Here is a 16,891-nt window from a genome sequence, read left to right on the forward strand (position 1 = left end):
ATCAGGACTTACTGGATCGATCTTGGACAGCGGTCGGCCGCGCGCCGAGCATGGGTCGCGTGAGTGACAAGAAGACCGCGCTGGTCACCGGCGCGAACAAGGGAATCGGCTTCGCCATCGCCGAAGGGCTCGGAGCACTTGGCTTCACGGTCGCCGTGGGCGCCCGCGACGACGTCCGCCGCAAGGAGGCCGTCGAACGCCTGCGCGCCAAGGGGATCGACGCGTTCGGCGTCGCGCTGGACGTCACCTCCGACGACAGCGTCACCGAGGCGGCGGCCGCGCTCGACCGGCTCGACGTGCTCGTCAACAACGCCGGCATCAGCGGCTCGTGGCCGCAGGACCCGACGACGCTCGACCTCGACGTCGTCCGCACCGTGCTCGACACCAACGTGTTCGGCGTCGTGCGCGTGACGAACGCCGTGCTCCCGCTGCTGCGCCGCTCCCCGTCGCCGCGCATCGTCAACGTGTCGAGCAACATGGGCTCGCTGACGTTGCAGACGGGCCCGGTCATGGCCGCGTACGCGCCGTCGAAGACGATGCTCAACAGCCTCACCGCCCAGTACGCGCGGGCGTTCGCCGACACGAACGTCATCGTGAACGCCTGCTGCCCCGGCTACGTCGCGACCGACTTCACGGGTCACGCCCCGGACCGGACCCCCGAGCAGGGCGCCGCGATCGCCGTGCGGCTCGCCACCCTCCCGGACGACGGCCCGCGCGGCGGCTTCTTCGACGACGAGGGCGTCGTGCCGTGGTGAATCCGTCCCCCACTCGGCTGAACTGACAGGGGGCCACGGTCACCCGGTCGGAGGTCGCCCGAGATTGCGTTCCCGGCGGCGGGTACTTCGCGTCTGCAAGCGACAGCCAACGCGGAGGGACGACGACCATGATCGATCAGACGCACGTTGAGGCTCTGTACGACTGCGACGTGATCGACAACAAGGGCGAGAAGATCGGATCGGTCAAGCGGGTCTGGCTCGAGGACGGCACCGGCAAGCCGATGTGGGCCGAGGTCCACACCGGACTGTTCGGGATGAGGGAGAGCTTCGTCCCGATCCAGCAGGGCCAGGTGGCGGGCGGCGCGATCACCGTTCCGGTGAGCAAGCAGCAGGTGAAGGACTCGCCGAGCATGCACACTGCGGACGACCACATGACGGACGAGGAGCAGGACGCCCTCTACCGGCACTACGGGATGATCCCGCAGGCGAAGACCGGTGAGCACGACCGCCTCGACGGCAGGCAGGCGGCCGGGCAGCGCCGTCAGGAGGCGGGCGCGCAGCACGGCCGGCACGAACGCCGCGCAGCGGACGACTCGGCCGAGGTCACGCTCTCGGAGGAGCGGCTCGACGTGGGCACCCGCAACGTCGAGGCGGGCCGCGTCCGGCTGGTCAAGCACACGGTCACCGAGCAGCGCAACATCACCGTGCCGGTCACGCACGAGGAGGTCCGGGTCGTCCGCGAGCCGGTCCAGGGCGACGCGGCGCGCACGGGCAAGGCGTTCGCCGACGAGCAGGCCGAGATGACGCTGCACCGCGAGGAACCGGTGGTGCAGAAGCGCACCGAGGCCACGGAACGGGTCCGGCTCGAGAAGGACGCCGTCACCGAGCAGAAGGACATCAAGGGCGAGGTCCGCAAGGAGCGCGTCGAGGTCGAGCGCGACGACGAGCCGCGCAGCCGCCGCTAGTCGCACCACCAGCGAGCCGCCCACCACTTCCGCCGGTGGGCGGCTCGCTAGCGTTTTCTTTCAGTACAGCCTGTCCAGCACGTCCGCGTACCGCTTCTCGATCTCCCGCCGGCGCGGCTTCAGCGACGCGGTCAGCAACCCGTCCTCGACGCTGAAGTCCTTCTCCAGCAAGGCGAAGCGCTTGATCGTCTCGTGCCGCGCCAACTGCGCGTTGACGGACTTGATCGCGCCGTCCACTTCGGACTCCGCGTCGGCCAGGCCGGACGCGGTGTCCGGGTCGAGGGTCACCAGCGCCACGCAGTACTTGCGCTTGTCCCCGTGCACGATCACGTTGCTGATGTACGGCGACGCCGCGTTGATCATGCTCTCGATCCGGGTCGGCGCCACGTACTTGCCGCCCGAGGTCTTGATGAGCTCCTTCTTGCGGTCGGTGATCTTCAACCGGCCCGCGTCGTCGACCTCGCCGATGTCACCGGTGTGCAGCCAGCCGTCGACCAGCGTCTCGGCGGTCGCGTCCGGCCGGTTGTGGTAGCCGCGCATGACACCGGGGCCGCGCAGCAGCACCTCGCCGTCCTCGGCGATCCTGACCTGCATGCCGGGGATCGGCGGGCCGACCGTGCCGATCTTGATCATGCCCGGCCGGTTGAAGAACGTCGCCGCGGACGACTCGGTGAGCCCGTAGCCCTCCAGGATCGTGATGCCGGCGCGCTCGAAGAACTCGGCGATCTCCGGCGCGAGCGGCGCGGAGCCCGACACGAAGTAGCGGATCCGCCCGCCGACCCGGTCGCGCAGCTTGCGGTACACCAACCGGTCCGCGAGCCAGCGCGTCGCGGGGCCGTGGTCGCGGTCGGCCCACCGGAAGATCTTCTCGGTGAGCCCGCCCTTCTCCCGCGCCCCCGCGACGATCCGGCCGTGGATCTTCTCGAAGATGCGCGGCGCGGCGGCCACGATGGACGGCCGCAGCTCGCCCAGGTTGTCGACGATCCGCTCGACGTTGCCGTCGACGGCGGTCGGCACGCCCGCGGCGATCATCGCCATCGTCAGCACCTTGCCGAACGCGTGCGACAGCGGCAGCCACAGGAAGTGCAGGTCGCTCGGCCGCAGGATGCCCAGCGACGCGATGGCTTCCGACGTCGTCAGCCAGTTCTCGTGCGTGAGTTCGACGCCCTTGGGCGTGCCGGTCGTGCCCGAGGTGTAGATCAACGTGGCCAGGTCGTCCGGCGCGAGGCCGTCGATCAACGCGTCGTAGTCGCCCTGCCCCTGGGGAATCGCCCCGAACCGCAGCACCTCGACGCCGTCCGGCACCATCGCGGCGTGCTCGTCGGTCTCCACGACCACGACGGTGCTGCCGGAGTCGCCGATGATGTGCGCGACCTCCGCGGCGGTGCTGTTCGGGTAGATCGTGGTCGTGGCGCCCCCGGCGGCGAGCACGGCGAGGTCGGTGACGATCCACTCGATGCTCGTGCGGCCCATCAACGCCACGCGGTCGCCCTTGCGCAGCCCCTTCCCCACCAGCCCGAACGCCTCCGCGGCGACCCGTTCCTGCAGCTGCGCCCAGGTCAGCGACACCCAGCCTCCGTCGCCGCGGTACCGCACCGCCTCGGCGTCGGGCGTGCGGGCGACCCGGTCGTGCAGCAGGCCGGGAATCGACAGCGCCATTGCTCGTCCTCCTCTAGAGCGTCGCTCCAGAGCGGTACTCTAACCCCCATGGCCGACCGACGACAGTCTCTCCTCGACGCGGCACTCCGGCTCGTCGAAGAAGGCGGCCTCGACGCCGTCACGATCGCGGCGCTGACCGAGCGCTCCGGCATGTCGAACGGCAGCATCTACCACCACTTCGGCAGCCGCGCCGGCGTGTTCGCGCAGCTCTACGCCGACAGCTACGCCCGCTGCATCGCCGCGATGCTCCCCGCGCTCAACGCTCCCACGGCCGAGGCAGGCGTGCGCGCGCTGACCGTGAACTACCTGGACTGGGTCATCGCGAACCCCAGCCGCGCCCGCTTCCTCTACGCCGCGCCGGACCACGCCGACCCGGAGGCGAAGATGGTGGAGTTCGCGCCGGTGCTGGCGTGGTTCCTCGACCGCATGGCGTCCGGCGAGCTGCGTGCGGTGCCGGCGTGGACGCTGGAGCCGGTGGCGATGGGGCCGGCGCACGAGTCGGTGCGCCGGTTCCTGCTCGGGGTGTTCGACCTGGCGGGGGCGCGGGAGATCGTCGCGGACGCGGTGTGGGCCGTGCTGTCGCCCTAGCGGCGCGCGCGGCTGAGCGCGGATGCGCCGCGCGACCTCCAGCTGTCGCCCTAGAACACGTGTTCGATTATGCTGCCATCCCATGCGCCAGGGATCCCTCTTCGACCTGGCGGCGGAGCCGGAACTGGCCCCGCTCGCCCCACGCCGCACCGAACTCGCGCACGGCGCGTGGATCGACGTCCAGCCGGGCTGGCTCACGGGCGCCGACGCGGTGTTCGACCAGCTCGTCGCCGAGGTCCCGTGGCGGGCCGAACGCCGCCAGATGTACGACACCGTGGTCGACGTGCCGCGCCTGCTCTGCTTTTACGGCGGCACGCTGCCGTTCGACGTCCTCACCACCGCCCGTGACGCGCTGAGCAGGCACTACCTCGCCGAGCTGAACGAGCCGTTCACGACGGCCGGGCTCTGCTACTACCGCGACGGCCGGGACAGCGTGGCCTGGCACGGCGACACGATCGGCCGCGGGCAGACCGAGGACACGATGGTCGCGATCCTGTCCGTCGGCACGCCGCGCGCCCTGCTGCTGCGGCCGCGCGGGGGCGGTGAGACGCACCGGTACGCGCTGGGGCACGGCGACCTGCTCGTCATGGGTGGCTCGTGCCAGCGCACGTGGGAGCACGCGATCCCGAAGACGTCGAAGGTGGTCGGGCCGCGGATCAGCGTCCAGTTCCGCCCGCACGGAGTCCGCTAGCGACCATCTCCTCGGAGACCTCCCACACCCGCCGCGCCTCGTCCTCGCTGCGCAGGCGGCTGTAGAGCGCCTGCTCGGCGGGCGGCCCGCTGAGGTGGTTGAAGCGCTGGGGGCCGTAGAAGGCGGCAGGTCGCGGGGTCGTCGCCGCGAGCAGGGCCGGGAGTTGCGCGGACTCGACGGTGCCGAGCACGCCGATGGCCGAGGCGACGCGGATCAGGCGCACGCCGAGGGTGTCGCCGGAGCGGCCGATCTCGGGGCGGGCCGCCAGCAGGTTCGTCGGCGCCACGCCGGGGTGCGACAGGTTGCTCGTGATGCCCCAGCCGCCCGCCTCGCTGCGCCGGGCGAGTTCCAGGCCGAAGAGGCCGAAGGCGATCTTGGACTGGCTGTAGGCCTTGCCGCCGCTGTACGAACGCTCCCAGTTCAGGTCGTCCCAGTTGATGGCGCCCTGGTTGGCCGCGATGCTGACCTGCGACGTCACCCTGGCGCGCCCGGCCCTGAGCAACGGCAACAGGCCCGTCACCAGCGCGAAGTGGCCGAGGTGGTTGGTGCCCCACTGCAGCTCGAACCCGTCCGCGGTCGTCTGGCGCTCGGGCGGGGTCATGACGCCGGCGTTGTTGATCAGGATGTGGATCGGCTCGTCCTCCGCCAGGAGGGTCTCGGTGAGCGCGGCGACCGACCGCAGCGACGACAGGTCGAGCGAGCGCAGCGACACCCGCGCGTCCGGGGTCCGCCTGCGGATCTCCGCGATCGCGGCCTCGCCCTTGCGCTGGTTGCGGACGGGCATGATGACCTCGGCCCCCGCCGCCGCGAGCCGTCCCGCGATGCCGAGACCGACACCGTCGCTGGCGCCCGTCACGACGGCGCGCCTCCCGGACAGGTCCGGGACCTCGATGTCGAACTTCTTCCCGCTCATCACGCACTCCCCTGGTCGTCGTGGTCTTCTCATTCCACCTTGGACACACGACCCGCGCTGATCCAGGACCTGGGAGTCCGTGGCTACGGCGCGGCGGAGGCGTTAGAAACGAGGTGGCACGAGAGGAGTCCGCCGTGATCGACCGACCAGGACTGGCCGCGTTCCTGCGCAGCCGCAGGGAGGCGCTGCAGCCCGAGGACATCGGGCTCCCCCGCGGCGCCCGGCGCCGGACCAGCGGTCTGCGCCGCGAGGAGGTGGCCGCCCGGTGCAACATGTCCACCGACTACTACGCGCGGCTGGAACAGGAGCGCGGCACCCACCCGTCCGCCCAGATGATCGCCGCGATCGCCCAGGGCCTGCACCTGTCGCTCGACGAGCGCGACCACCTGTTCCGCCTCGCCGGGCACCCGCCGCCGGCGCGCGGTTCGGTCAGCGAGCACGTCAGCCCCGGTCTCGCACGGATCTTCGACCGCCTGCACGACACCCCGGCCGAGATCGTCACCGAACTGGGCGAGACGCTGCGCCAGACCGCGCTCGGCATCGCCCTGACGGGGGACGCGTCCCGCTACACCGGTCCGGCGAGGAGCCTCGGCTTCCGCTGGTTCAGCGAACCGGAGTCCCGCGCGCTCTACCACCCCGACGACCACGAGTTCCTGTCCCGCATGTTCGCCTCGGGTCTGCGCGAGGCGGTCACCCGGCGCGGCCCGCGCTCCCGCGCCGCCCACTACGCCGATCTGCTGCTCGCCCGCAGCGAGGAGTTCCGGACGGTGTGGGACGCGCAGGAGATCGGCCTGCGCCCCAAGGAGTTCAAGCGCTACGTCCACCCGAGCGTCGGCGCGCTGGAGCTGCAGTGCCAGACGTTGCTCGACCCGGACCAGCACCACTTCCTGCTGGTCTACACGGCCACGCCCGGCACCGAGAGCTACGAGAAGCTGCAGCTGCTCTCGGTCATCGGATCCGCTGCGCCAACGGGCTGAGCAGCATCAGCAACAGGCCGTAGTAGCCGATGAACGGCACCAGCACGAACGCCAGCAGCAACAACGCCGGCGGCACGGCCGCCCTCAGCACCACGGGCCGCGACAACCCGCCGACCTCGCGCCCGACCTCGGGATTCGCGTGCACCAGCAGGGTGATCGCGATGGCGACCACGGCGTCGGTGAAGAGGACCAGGCGGTCGGGCTCGCGAGTCACGGACACCCGGCCGACCTGGTCCTCAAAGGACCGTCAGAACTCAGATCACGTCGACGAACACCGGGTTGGCGTAGAACCAGAGATCGGCCCACGGGTCCGAGTTGGCGATCTCGTCGACCACCGGGTCTCCGGACGAGGTGAGCCGGTTGCCGTCACTGCCCCGAAGGCGCAGGTAGAACGACCGCTCGACGTTCTTGAACGTGTGCGTGAACCGGATCTTGCCCGTCCGCGGCACCTCGAACGTCTTCGCGACGCTCGTCTCCGGTGCCACGAACACGTCGCGGTCGGCCGACGGCCCGGTGACCGGCCCCGAGATCAGGTCGACCTTGGCGAGGACCGGCTTCGCGCCCGAGAAGTTCGGGCCACCGGCGCGGTCGACCTCGATCGTCACCTCGACGTCGCCGCCGCGGCGCACGAACGTCCGCCCGCCGAGCGTCACGCCCCGCAGGTCGTCGCGCGACCGCACGCGCAGCTCCAGGCCGTCGATGAGACGGCCGTGCACGGTCAGCACCTTGCCGGACTGCAGGCCGCGCATGACGTCCACATAGGACTTCGACCGCGAGCCGACGATGTTGGCGCCGTACTGGCCTGGGAAGAAGTCGCCGTAGCCCGTCTGCTTCACGCCCGAGTCGATCGGCGCGCCCTTCGAGCCGGTGGTGGCGTAGTCCTGCTTGCCGGGCGTGAACGTGTCGGCGAAGACCTGGTGCACGTCCGAGTTCGCGGTGATCCACCACGGGCGTCCCTCGGCGAGCAGCGAGTCCCACAGACCGCCGACCTTCGCGGTCATCCAGTCGAACCCGCCGTGGGTGCGGTAGGACTCCGGTGGGTAGGCCGGGAACGACTCCGGCAGCGGGGCCGCGGTGTCGTAGTAGCCGCGCGCACGGCCGGGACCGCCCGCGGACTTCGGGATGCCGGCGGCCTGGTGGCCGGGCGCGCCCTCCATGCCGACCGCGACACCGGGGGCCGCGTCGCGCCAGCCGCGGATCTCGTGCGGGCTGTCCACGCCTCGCCGCGACGGGTGGTTCGCGAACATCAGCGCGATCTCGGTGCGCCCGGAGAGGACCTGCGCCTCCAGGTAGCGCAGCGCGACCAGGGCGAGCGGCTCGGTGTTGTTCGCGACGCGGCCGTCGTAGGCGAGTTCGAAGGCCTTCAGGATCTCGACGGTGTGCTTGCCGGGCGGCAGGAAGACGGTGGCGTGCTCCGCGCCGGGGATGTTCCACTCCAGGCCCTGGTAGACCAGCACGTCGCGCTGGGACCTGCGCACGCGTTCGATGTCCGGCGTGACCTGGTCGATCGAGAACTTCTGGTGCGCCGGGCCGCCGTGGTCGGTGATCACGACCCAGTCGAGGCCGAACTCGTGCGCCTTCGCGACCTGCTGCGCGATCGTGTACTGACCGTCGTCGGAGTACTGGGTGTGGATGTGGTGGTCGCCCGCGAACCAGCGGTCGCCGCCGCCCCAGGGGTTGACCGGCACGTGCGCCGCGGCGGTGCCCGTGCCGGCGGCGACGGCTCCGACGGCGCCGGCCGCGATGCCCAGGCCCGCCAGGAACCTGCGGCGCTCGACCGACGACGGGCGGTCGTCCTCGGGGTCGAGCCAGCTGCCCTCGACCGGCTCGACCTCGTGGTGCGTGTGATCACCGTGCGGGTGACCGTGGGAGTGGGACATGCGCCGATCTCAGCCGGTGAAGCTGTCGTGGCAAACGAACGCAGGATGAACGCTTGGACCGGGAAATTCGTTCACAGCGGCCGGATCACACGGCCTGGACCGCCAGCAGCGCCAGGTCGTCGTGGTCGTCCTGGTCGAGCCACTTCAGCACGGCCCGCTCGCAGTGCCGCGCGATCTCCTCGGCCGACCGCCCCTTGCACTCCTTCAGCACCGCCCGCAGCCGCTGCTCACCGAACAGCTCCGTGCGGTCGGTGTGCGCGCGTGCCTCGGTGAAGCCGTCGGAGTAGAGCACCAGCGTGTCCCCCGGCGCGAGCGTCACCTGCTCGCCGGAGAACCGGACGTCGGCCAGGATCCCGACGATCGCGCCCGTCGTGCTCACCTCGTGCACGCTGCCGTCCGCCCGCAGCACCAGCGGCACGGGGTGGCCGCCGGACGCGAGCGACAGCCGCGCTCCCCCGCCGGACAGGGGTACCAGCTCACCGACGACGAGCGTGGTGAAGAGCTTCGAACCGGTGGCGCGCAACGAGGTGTTGAGCAGGTGCAGCAACCGCACCGGGTTCGTCTCGACCAGCGACAGCGCCTGCAGCGACTGCCGGACACGTCCACTGTGGACCGCGGCCTCCAGGCCGTGGCCGCAGACGTCGCCCAGCACGAACGTCGCCGAGCCGTCCGTGCGCGGGTGCACGTCGTAGAAGTCGCCGCCGACGAGCGCCCGCTGGTGGGCCGGGATGAAGACCGAGGCCATCGTCACGCCGCGCATCTCGGGCAGCGGCAACGGCAGCAGCGCCGAGCGGAGGATCTCGATGGTCCGCTGCTGCTCCGTCAGCTTCGACGACGACTCCAGCGCCACGGCGGCGTGCTTGCCGAACAGCCGCACGCGCTCCACGTCGTTCGGCGCGAACTCGCCCTTGCGCACCACGACCAGCGCGCCGCCGACGCCCAGCGGCACGGCGAGCGCGCAGCCGAAGTCCTCCGGCACGCCCCAACTGCCTTCACCCAAAGAGGTGATCCTCGTCAGGGTCGACGTGCCGGTCAGCACCTCGGCGATCTCCGAGGCGCGCCGGGGCGTGCGCGTGACCGTGGGCTCGCCGCCGCCGCAACGCCACCATTCGAGGCGATCGCGTGTGGCGGGCACCACAGCCACGCAGTGCTCGCCCAGCAGTTCCGCCGCGAGCTGCACGATCGTCTTCAGCGTCGCCTCGCGCGAGGTCCCGCCGGCGAGCCGCAGGTGGGCGTGGTCGAGCGTCGAGTCGGTGAAGTACCAGGCGCTCCAGCCGTCGCCCAGGTCGTGCTGGCGGCCCGCGACGTGCACGTCGAACTGCCCGCCGACGCCCAGGCGGGGGAACCGGTCGGCGGCCGCCGCGTTGCGCACGCGCACCACGCCGGCGTCGTCGACGACGAAGACGGCTTCGCGGAGCCCGTCCACCAGGCGCTGCCAGCCGTCGAGGTCGATCCCCACGGCGCTGCTCATCCGCTTCCGTCCAGCGCACTCGGCCGAATCATCACGGCCTCCTGCGGGTAGTTGGCGTGCATCGCGGCATCAAGTTACCTCGCTCCCAACCTAACGTGGCAGGCTTGGCTGCGACCACCGAGGCACGGAGGCTTGGAGTGACCACGGCCAACGAAGAGACGGACGCGACCCTCGAACGGGTTCTCTCCGCCATGAGAGACCTGCGTGACGGCAACTTCCGCCGCAGGCTCGTGGTGCCGGGGAGCGGGCCCGTCTCGGCGCTCGCGGACGTGTTCAACGAGATCGCGGAGCGCAACCAGTGGCTCGCCGGTGAGCTGGGCCGGGTCCGCCAGGCGGTGGGCCAGGAGGGCAGGCTCACCGAACGGGTGGCGCCCGCGGGCACCGCCGGGGGCTGGTCGCTGATCGCCGACTCGGTGAACGGCCTGGTCGAGGACCTGATGCGGCCGACGACGGAGCTGAGCCGCGTGCTCGCCGCCGTCGCCGAGGGCGACCTGACCAAGCGCATGTCGGACCAGACGCTGCGCGGTGAGTTCGCGACGCTCGGCTCGACGGTGAACGGCCTGGTCGACCAGCTGTCGAGCTTCGCCGACGAGGTCACGCGTGTCGCCCGCGAGGTCGGCACCGAGGGCCAGCTGGGCGGTCAGGCGAAGGTCCCCGGCGTCGCCGGCACCTGGCGCGACCTCACCGACAACGTGAACTCGATGGCGAACAACCTGACCAACCAGGTCCGCAACATCGCCTCGGTCGCCACCGCCGTCGCGAACGGCGACCTGACGCAGAAGATCACGGTCGACGTCTCCGGCGAGATGCTGGAGCTGAAGAACACGCTGAACACGATGGTCGACCAGCTGTCGTCGTTCGCCGACGAGGTCACGCGTGTCGCCCGCGAGGTCGGCACGGACGGCAAGCTGGGCGGTCAGGCGAAGGTCCCCGGCGTCGCCGGCACCTGGCGCGACCTCACCGACAACGTGAACTTCATGGCGGAGAACCTGACCACCCAGGTCCGCAACATCGCCCAGGTCACGACCGCGGTCGCGCAGGGCGACCTGACCCAGAAGATCACCGTCGACGCGCGCGGCGAGATCCTCGAGCTCAAGTCGACGATCAACACGATGGTCGACCAGCTCAGCGCGTTCGCCGACGAGGTCACCCGCGTGGCCCGCGAGGTCGGCTCGGACGGCCGCCTAGGCGGTCAGGCGCAGGTCCCGGGCGTCGCGGGCACCTGGCGCGACCTCACCGAGTCGGTGAACGTCATGGCGAACAACCTGACGACCCAGGTCCGCAACATCGCCTCGGTGACCACCGCCATCGCGCGCGGCGACCTGACGCAGAAGATCACCATCGACGCGCGCGGCGAGATCCTCGAGCTCAAGACCACGATCAACACGATGGTCGACCAGCTGTCGAGCTTCGCCGACGAGGCCACGCGCGTGGCCCGCGAGGTCGGCACCGAGGGCCGCCTCGGTGGCCAGGCGCAGGTGCCGGGCGTCGCGGGCACCTGGCGCGACCTCACCGACAACGTCAACTTCATGGCGAACAACCTGACCAACCAGGTCCGCAACATCGCCCACGTCGCCACCGCCGTCGCGAACGGCGACCTCTCGCAGAAGATCACCGTCGACGCGCGCGGCGAGATCCTCGAGCTGAAGTCCACCCTGAACACGATGGTGGACCAGCTCAGCTCGTTCGCCGAGGAGGTCACCCGCGTCGCCCGCGAGGTCGGCACCGACGGCCGCCTCGGCGGTCAGGCCCGCGTGCAGGGCGTCGCCGGCACGTGGAAGGACCTGACCGACAACGTCAACCTGATGGCGGACAACCTGACCGACCAGGTCCGCAACATCGCCGCCGTCGCCACGGCCGTCGCGAACGGCGACCTGTCGAAGAAGATCACCGTCGAGGCGAAGGGCGAGGTCGCGACCCTCGCCGACACCCTCAACGGCATGGTCGACACGCTGCGCGCGTTCGGTGACGAGGTCACCCGCGTCGCCCGCGAGGTCGGTACCGAGGGCATCCTGGGCGGCCAGGCGCGCGTGTCCGGCGTGGCCGGCACGTGGAAGGACCTCACCGACTCGGTGAACTTCATGGCGGACAACCTGACCAACCAGGTCCGCAACATCGCCCAGGTCACCACCGCCGTCGCCCAGGGCGACCTGACGAAGAAGATCGACGTCTCGGCCCGCGGCGAGATCCTCGAGCTCAAGACCACGATCAACACGATGGTCGACCAGCTGTCGAGCTTCGCCGACGAGGTCACCCGCGTGGCCCGCGAGGTCGGCACCGAGGGCAAGCTCGGCGGCCAGGCCGAGGTCGACGGCGTGGCCGGCACGTGGTCGAAGCTGACCGACAACGTGAACCAGCTCGCCTCGAACCTCACGACCCAGGTCCGCGCGATCGCCGCGGTCGCCACCGCCGTGACCGCGGGCGACCTGACCAGGCAGATCACCGTCGACGCGTCCGGCGAGCTCGCGGAGCTCAAGGACAACGTCAACCAGATGATCGCGAACCTCAAGGAGACGACGAGGGCCAACCGCGAGCAGTACTGGCTCAAGACGAACCTGGCCCGCCTGTCCGGCCTCATGCAGGGCCACCGCGACCTGCGCGCACTGGCATCGTTGATCATGAGCGAGCTGACGCCGCTGGTCAGCGCCCACCACGGCGCGTTCTTCCAGATCGAGGAGGACGACTCCAAGCAGTCGCTGGAGCTCACCGCCACCTACGGCTTCCGCCTGGACGGCGCCCGCACCACCCGCGTGGCGATGGGCGAGTCGCTGGTCGGCCAGTCCGCCCTGGAGAAGAAGACGATCCTGGTCAAGGAGGTGCCGGGCAACTACCTGACGGTCTCCTCGGCCCTGGGCGAGTCGGCCCCGGTCAACCTCGTGATCCTGCCGATCCTGTTCCAGGGCGAGACCCTGGGCGTGATCGAGCTGGCCTCCCTGAACGAGTTCTCCGACGTCCACCTCGACCTCCTGGACCAGCTCAAGGAGGCCATCGGCGTCAACGTGAACACGCTGCTGGCCAACTCCCGCACCGACGCCCTCCTCGTCGAGTCCCAGCGTCTCACGACCGAACTGAGGGCCGGTTCCGAGGAACTGGAGGACCGCGCCCGCCAGCTGCAGACGGCGTCGAAGTACAAGTCCGAGTTCATGGCGAACATGTCCCACGAGCTCAGGACACCGCTGAACTCGCTGCTGATCCTCGCGAAGCTGCTGGCCGACAACCTCGACGGCAACCTCAACCCGAAGCAGGTCGAGTTCGCCCGCACGATCCACTCGTCGGGCTCCGACCTCCTGCAGCTCATCAACGACATCCTCGACCTCACCAAGGTCGAGGCGGGCCACATGACCCTGCACGAGGACCCGGTCCGCCTGGACGAACTCGTCCGCTACGTCGAGACCCTCTGCCTGCCGCTGACGGCGGAGAAGAACCTGGAGTTCTCCGTCCGCGTCGACCCGAACGTGCCGGAAACCCTCCACACGGACGAGCACAGGCTTCAGCAGATCCTCAGGAACCTGCTCTCGAACGCCGTGAAGTTCACCCATGACGGTGGCATCCGCCTGCACGTCCGCATGGACGACCCGTCCACGGTGGCCTTCGACGTCCACGACACGGGCATCGGCATCCCGGCCGAGAAGCTGGCCGTCATCTTCGAGGCCTTCCAGCAGGCGGACGGCACCACGTCCCGCAAGTACGGCGGCACGGGCCTGGGCCTGTCCATCAGCCGAGAGCTGGCACAACTGCTCAACGGCGCCCTCAGGGTCCGCTCCGAACCGGGCATCGGCTCGACGTTCACCCTGTGCCTGCCCCTCGGCAAGGTCGTCCCGGAGGCGGTGGTCCTCCCCGAACCCACCCCGATCGTCACCCCGGCGCCGGTCGTGGCCCCCTCGGGCTCAATGCGCTTCCACGGCGAGAAGGTCCTGGTCGTCGACGACGACCTGCGCAACGTCTTCGCCCTGACCAGCGTGCTCGAACTCCACGGCCTGGAGGCGATCTTCGCCGACAACGGCATCACCGGCGTACGGGCGCTCGAACAGTACGACGACGTCGCGATCGTGCTGATGGACATCATGATGCCCGAGTTGGACGGCAACGCCACGATCTCGGCCATCCGGGCGATGGAACGGTATGCCGACCTTCCGGTCATCGCCGTGACGGCGAAGGCGATGAAGGGGGACCGCGAGAAATCCCTCGCTTCCGGGGCCACCGATTACGTCACCAAACCGGTGGACACCGAACACCTGATGCGTCTTATCGCCTATTACTTGGGCGTGACGGCAGAGGCTTAACAACGGGAAAGGGACGGGTGGCCGCCAAGCGAAGCCGAAGGCGAGCCACTCGTTCCTTGCCCTGAACAGCGGCGATGGCCCGACCAAGGCGGCAAGGGAATGGCCCGGCCACCTCCGCCGGAAAGCGGCAGGGCAACGCAAGCCGCACCGCAGCGTCAATCAGCACCGGTCAGCGCTCGTCAATCCCAATGCCGCGTTCTCAAAGCGTCAATCCCAATGCGGCAATCTCAATGCGGCGTTTCCACGGCTTCCTGCACCGCCACGTCCACCGACTCGAAGAGGCTCAGCACCTCGGCCACGTCCGCCAACTCGAACAACCGCCGGACCGGCCCCTGGGCCGCGGCGATCCGCAACTGCCCACCGGCCTCCAGCAACCGCCGGTGCCAGTCGAGCACCAGCGCCAGCCCGGTCGAGTCCATGAAGTCGAGCTGCGCCAGGTCCAGCACGGCGTGCGACCCGGTGACGTCCGCGTCCAGCCGCGCGGACAGCACGGGCACGGTGTCGATGTCCAGTTCCCCGGCAACGGCGAGCACACGCCATCCCCGCTGGACCTCGCTGCCGACGTTGAGCTCCATCGTCGCCCGTTCCTTCCGCCACGCCCGACTCGTGCGACCAAATCGTGCAGCACGACGTCCGAGCATGCGACCACCGGGGGGCTGAAAGATCCGGACGAGCCGCCGGATGTGCGACGATGCGCCTGTGCTGAACGACCCACTGGCAGAGGTGCGGGTGACCCTGACCGCCGAGGGCGGTTCGTGCGCTCGCGCACGTCAGGTGGTGCGCGAGGCCGCGACCTCGTGGGAGTTGTCCGAGGACCTGGCCGACGACGCGCAGCTCGTGGTGACCGAGCTGGTGTCGAACGGCATCGACCACGGTGAGGGTCCCATCACACTGACGGTGAGCCGCAAGGCCGGCGGGATGCTGGTCGAGGTGCACGACGAGTCGTCGCAGATGCCCCAGGTCAGACCCGTCGACCCCAACAGCGCGCGGGGGCGCGGCATGCAGCTGGTGCAGGCGCTGAGCGTGCGCTGGGGCGTGGAGCGGCAGAACGACGGGAAAGTGGTCTGGGCCCAGCTAGAAGGCTGAAAACGGGGTACCTCACCCCGTATGACCGCACTTCCGCCCGACCCCGACCCGAACCGCACCCCCGGCCTGGAACCCGGCGGTGGCGTCCGCCCTGGAGACACCCCGCCGGACTCGGGTTCGACCACCGGGGGTCTCACCCACCACGAGAAGACCCCGCCCACGGCGACCGCCGGGCGCATTGTGATCGCGATCATCGTGCTGTTCGCGGTGCTGGTGGCCGCGATGCTGCTGACCCGCGCCTTCCTGCTCGCCTAGGACGGTTCCGCACCGGCGGGACCGGCGTCGTCCAGGTTGTGGTCGTCGCACGATGGCGCGTACGGTCGGTGCGGACGGGAGTCCTTATGAACCAACTTCGCCAGAGAACTACCTATGTCCAGTCCATTCCGATCGTCGCGCTGACCGGCGAGATCGACATGATGTCCTCGGCACCGGTGACGAGCAGACTCGCCGAGTTGCTCGACCGCAAGCCGCCCGCCCTCGTCATCGACCTCCGCGAGGTGCGCTTCTTCGGGTCCGAAGGGATCCGCGCACTGGTGGAGGCCCAGGCCCAGGCCGACGAGCTCGGTGTCAAGTTCGGTGTCGTGAGCGACACCAGGATCGTGTTGCGCCCGCTGCAGATGACGGCCGTCGACCAGTTGCTGATGTTGTTCGACGACGTCGACGACGCGGTGACGGCGCTGAGCGCCTAGTCCTCAGGCCGCGGACGAGCCCCGTGCGCGGGAGCGTTCGACGAGCGAGAGCAGCAGGCCTTCCTTCGTGGACCACGGCGAGATGTCCACGACGTCGTGCCCCGAGACCCTCATCAACCCCTCCGCCACCACCGCGCCCGCCAGCGACTGCTGGGCCCGGTGGCGGGAGATCCCCGGCAGCGCCGCCCGTTCGCGCACGGACAGCTTCGCGAGGCGCGGGATCCACTTCTCCAGGTCCTTGAGCCGCAACTGGCGGGCCGCGTAGGTGCCGCTGCGGGCGCCGGCGAGGCGGGCCAGCTGCTCGAACACCTTCGAGCACCCGACCGCGCGATCGCTCTCCCCCCAGGGGAACGCGGTTTCCAGCCTGTCGGCCACCTCGGACCGCATGTCCGCGACCGTGAGTCCGGCCCGCGTCAACGTCCTCGCCCCCAGGGGCAACGACACCGCGCGCTCGGGCTCCGCCCCGGAGCCGGCCGCCAGTTCGACCGTGCCGCCACCGACGTCCAGCACCACCATCGAGCCCGCGCTCCAGCCGAACCAGTGGCGGGCAGCGGCGTACGACAGACGCGCTTCTTCCTTGCCGGACAACACCTTCAGCTCGACGCCGGTGCGTCTGGCAACCTTGCGGATGACCTCGGCCGAGTTCGAGCTGTCCCGGACGGAGGAGGTCGCGAAGGGCAGGAACGGGACGTCGCCCGCCTTCTTGCGGGCGGCCAGGACGGCGGTGCAGAGGGAGTCGACACCGGCACTGCTGATCGCCCCGCGGGCGTCGAGCTCGCGGTCGAGGCGCAGCCGGACCTTGTGGGACACCAGCGGACGCATCAGGTCTCGTTCCACGACCACCAGGTGTGCGCTGAAGCACCCGACGTCCAGAACTCCGACCGACATCCGCCACCTTCCCTCTGCCAAGTCTTCTTTACCTCATCGGTGGCCATTGTGCGGAACCGTGGGCCCGATCAGGCGAACTTCGCCC

General features: G+C 70.2%; 16 protein-coding genes. 9 read left to right on the forward strand and 7 right to left on the reverse strand.

Annotated elements, in window-relative coordinates:
• Positions 1 to 50: 50 nt before the first annotated feature.
• Positions 51 to 755, forward strand: coding sequence for an SDR family oxidoreductase (locus tag BMY74_RS15650; RefSeq protein WP_089916328.1), 705 nt, complete (start codon positions 51 to 53; stop codon positions 753 to 755).
• Positions 756 to 883: 128 nt separating this feature from the next.
• Positions 884 to 1,681, forward strand: coding sequence for a DUF2382 domain-containing protein (locus tag BMY74_RS15655; protein ID WP_089916331.1), 798 nt, complete (start codon positions 884 to 886; stop codon positions 1,679 to 1,681).
• Between the two features lie 60 nt (positions 1,682 to 1,741).
• Here the strand turns inward: BMY74_RS15655 and BMY74_RS15660 are convergent, their stop codons facing one another.
• On the reverse strand, positions 1,742 to 3,340 hold the full coding sequence (locus BMY74_RS15660) for an AMP-dependent synthetase/ligase (protein WP_089916334.1): 1,599 nt from the start codon (positions 3,338 to 3,340) through the stop codon (positions 1,742 to 1,744).
• A gap of 48 nt (positions 3,341 to 3,388) precedes the next feature.
• Between BMY74_RS15660 and BMY74_RS15665 the strand changes: the two genes are divergently transcribed.
• Both BMY74_RS15665 and BMY74_RS15670 read left to right on the forward strand, forming a co-directional pair.
• Positions 3,389 to 3,928 (forward strand): TetR/AcrR family transcriptional regulator, encoded by a 540-nt coding sequence (locus BMY74_RS15665; RefSeq protein ID WP_089916337.1) that lies wholly within the window; start codon positions 3,389 to 3,391, stop codon positions 3,926 to 3,928.
• 82 nt (positions 3,929 to 4,010) lie between these two features.
• Positions 4,011 to 4,619 (forward strand): alpha-ketoglutarate-dependent dioxygenase AlkB, encoded by a 609-nt coding sequence (locus tag BMY74_RS15670; protein WP_089916340.1) that lies wholly within the window; start codon positions 4,011 to 4,013, stop codon positions 4,617 to 4,619.
• Here the strand turns inward: BMY74_RS15670 and BMY74_RS15675 are convergent.
• Entirely contained in the window at positions 4,585 to 5,532 is a 948-nt protein-coding gene (locus BMY74_RS15675) for an SDR family oxidoreductase (protein ID WP_089916344.1), read from the reverse strand. The genes BMY74_RS15670 and BMY74_RS15675 overlap by 35 nt on opposite strands.
• A gap of 134 nt (positions 5,533 to 5,666) precedes the next feature.
• On the opposite strand from BMY74_RS15675, the gene BMY74_RS15680 reads away from it, so the two are divergent.
• Positions 5,667 to 6,509, forward strand: coding sequence for a helix-turn-helix transcriptional regulator (locus tag BMY74_RS15680; RefSeq protein ID WP_089916346.1), 843 nt, complete (start codon positions 5,667 to 5,669; stop codon positions 6,507 to 6,509).
• Here the strand turns inward: BMY74_RS15680 and BMY74_RS15685 are convergent.
• The 3 genes from BMY74_RS15685 to BMY74_RS15695 all read right to left on the reverse strand — a co-directional run bounded on the left by BMY74_RS15685 (position 6,481) and on the right by BMY74_RS15695 (position 9,860).
• Positions 6,481 to 6,729: a hypothetical protein gene (locus BMY74_RS15685; RefSeq protein ID WP_089916349.1), complete on the reverse strand. Its 249-nt coding sequence runs from the start codon at positions 6,727 to 6,729 to the stop codon at positions 6,481 to 6,483. The genes BMY74_RS15680 and BMY74_RS15685 overlap by 29 nt on opposite strands.
• 34 nt (positions 6,730 to 6,763) lie before the next feature.
• Complete coding sequence (locus tag BMY74_RS15690; RefSeq protein ID WP_089916352.1) at positions 6,764 to 8,389, reverse strand: PHP domain-containing protein; 1,626 nt, start codon at positions 8,387 to 8,389, stop codon at positions 6,764 to 6,766.
• Between the two features lie 85 nt (positions 8,390 to 8,474).
• On the reverse strand, positions 8,475 to 9,860 hold the full coding sequence (locus tag BMY74_RS15695) for a PP2C family protein-serine/threonine phosphatase (protein ID WP_089916355.1): 1,386 nt from the start codon (positions 9,858 to 9,860) through the stop codon (positions 8,475 to 8,477).
• Between the two features lie 137 nt (positions 9,861 to 9,997).
• On the opposite strand from BMY74_RS15695, the gene BMY74_RS15700 reads away from it, so the two are divergent.
• Positions 9,998 to 14,143, forward strand: a complete 4,146-nt coding sequence (locus BMY74_RS15700; RefSeq protein ID WP_089916357.1) for a hybrid sensor histidine kinase/response regulator — start codon at positions 9,998 to 10,000, stop codon at positions 14,141 to 14,143.
• A 227-nt stretch (positions 14,144 to 14,370) separates the two neighbouring features.
• Here BMY74_RS15700 and BMY74_RS15705 read toward each other — a convergent pair whose 3' ends face one another.
• Complete coding sequence (locus BMY74_RS15705; RefSeq protein WP_089916359.1) at positions 14,371 to 14,718, reverse strand: STAS domain-containing protein; 348 nt, start codon at positions 14,716 to 14,718, stop codon at positions 14,371 to 14,373.
• A 124-nt stretch (positions 14,719 to 14,842) separates the two neighbouring features.
• On the opposite strand from BMY74_RS15705, the gene BMY74_RS15710 reads away from it, so the two are divergent.
• The 3 genes from BMY74_RS15710 (at position 14,843) to BMY74_RS15720 (ending at position 15,918) form a co-directional block, all read left to right on the forward strand.
• Positions 14,843 to 15,229, forward strand: a complete 387-nt coding sequence (locus tag BMY74_RS15710) for an ATP-binding protein (protein WP_089916362.1) — start codon at positions 14,843 to 14,845, stop codon at positions 15,227 to 15,229.
• 21 nt (positions 15,230 to 15,250) lie between these two features.
• Positions 15,251 to 15,484 carry a DUF6480 family protein gene (locus BMY74_RS15715; RefSeq protein WP_089916364.1) on the forward strand — a complete coding sequence of 78 codons (234 nt, stop codon included), beginning with the start codon at positions 15,251 to 15,253 and terminating at the stop codon, positions 15,482 to 15,484.
• A gap of 86 nt (positions 15,485 to 15,570) precedes the next feature.
• The gene (locus tag BMY74_RS15720) at positions 15,571 to 15,918 is read left to right on the forward strand and encodes an STAS domain-containing protein (RefSeq protein WP_089916365.1); all 348 of its coding nucleotides are present in this window, start codon (positions 15,571 to 15,573) and stop codon (positions 15,916 to 15,918) included.
• A gap of 3 nt (positions 15,919 to 15,921) precedes the next feature.
• Here BMY74_RS15720 and BMY74_RS15725 read toward each other — a convergent pair whose 3' ends face one another.
• Positions 15,922 to 16,806 carry a Ppx/GppA phosphatase family protein gene (locus BMY74_RS15725; protein WP_089916368.1) on the reverse strand — a complete coding sequence of 295 codons (885 nt, stop codon included), beginning with the start codon at positions 16,804 to 16,806 and terminating at the stop codon, positions 15,922 to 15,924.
• Positions 16,807 to 16,891: the final 85 nt, after the last annotated feature.

This window comes from Lentzea albida, assembly GCF_900111005.1.
GTDB lineage: Bacteria > Actinomycetota > Actinomycetes > Mycobacteriales > Pseudonocardiaceae > Lentzea > Lentzea albida.

Coding starts and splice junctions, on each gene's coding strand:
- BMY74_RS15650 (WP_089916328.1), top strand. CDS start 51: ATGGGTCGCGTGAGTGACAAGAAGACCGCGCTGGTCACCGGCGCGAAC.
- BMY74_RS15655 (WP_089916331.1), top strand. CDS start 884: ATGATCGATCAGACGCACGTTGAGGCTCTGTACGACTGCGACGTGATC.
- BMY74_RS15660 (WP_089916334.1), bottom strand. CDS start 3,340: ATGGCGCTGTCGATTCCCGGCCTGCTGCACGACCGGGTCGCCCGCACG.
- BMY74_RS15665 (WP_089916337.1), top strand. CDS start 3,389: ATGGCCGACCGACGACAGTCTCTCCTCGACGCGGCACTCCGGCTCGTC.
- BMY74_RS15670 (WP_089916340.1), top strand. CDS start 4,011: ATGCGCCAGGGATCCCTCTTCGACCTGGCGGCGGAGCCGGAACTGGCC.
- BMY74_RS15675 (WP_089916344.1), bottom strand. CDS start 5,532: ATGAGCGGGAAGAAGTTCGACATCGAGGTCCCGGACCTGTCCGGGAGG.
- BMY74_RS15690 (WP_089916352.1), bottom strand. CDS start 8,389: ATGTCCCACTCCCACGGTCACCCGCACGGTGATCACACGCACCACGAG.
- BMY74_RS15695 (WP_089916355.1), bottom strand. CDS start 9,860: ATGAGCAGCGCCGTGGGGATCGACCTCGACGGCTGGCAGCGCCTGGTG.
- BMY74_RS15705 (WP_089916359.1), bottom strand. CDS start 14,718: ATGGAGCTCAACGTCGGCAGCGAGGTCCAGCGGGGATGGCGTGTGCTC.
- BMY74_RS15715 (WP_089916364.1), top strand. CDS start 15,251: ATGACCGCACTTCCGCCCGACCCCGACCCGAACCGCACCCCCGGCCTG.
- BMY74_RS15720 (WP_089916365.1), top strand. CDS start 15,571: ATGAACCAACTTCGCCAGAGAACTACCTATGTCCAGTCCATTCCGATC.
- BMY74_RS15725 (WP_089916368.1), bottom strand. CDS start 16,806: ATGTCGGTCGGAGTTCTGGACGTCGGGTGCTTCAGCGCACACCTGGTG.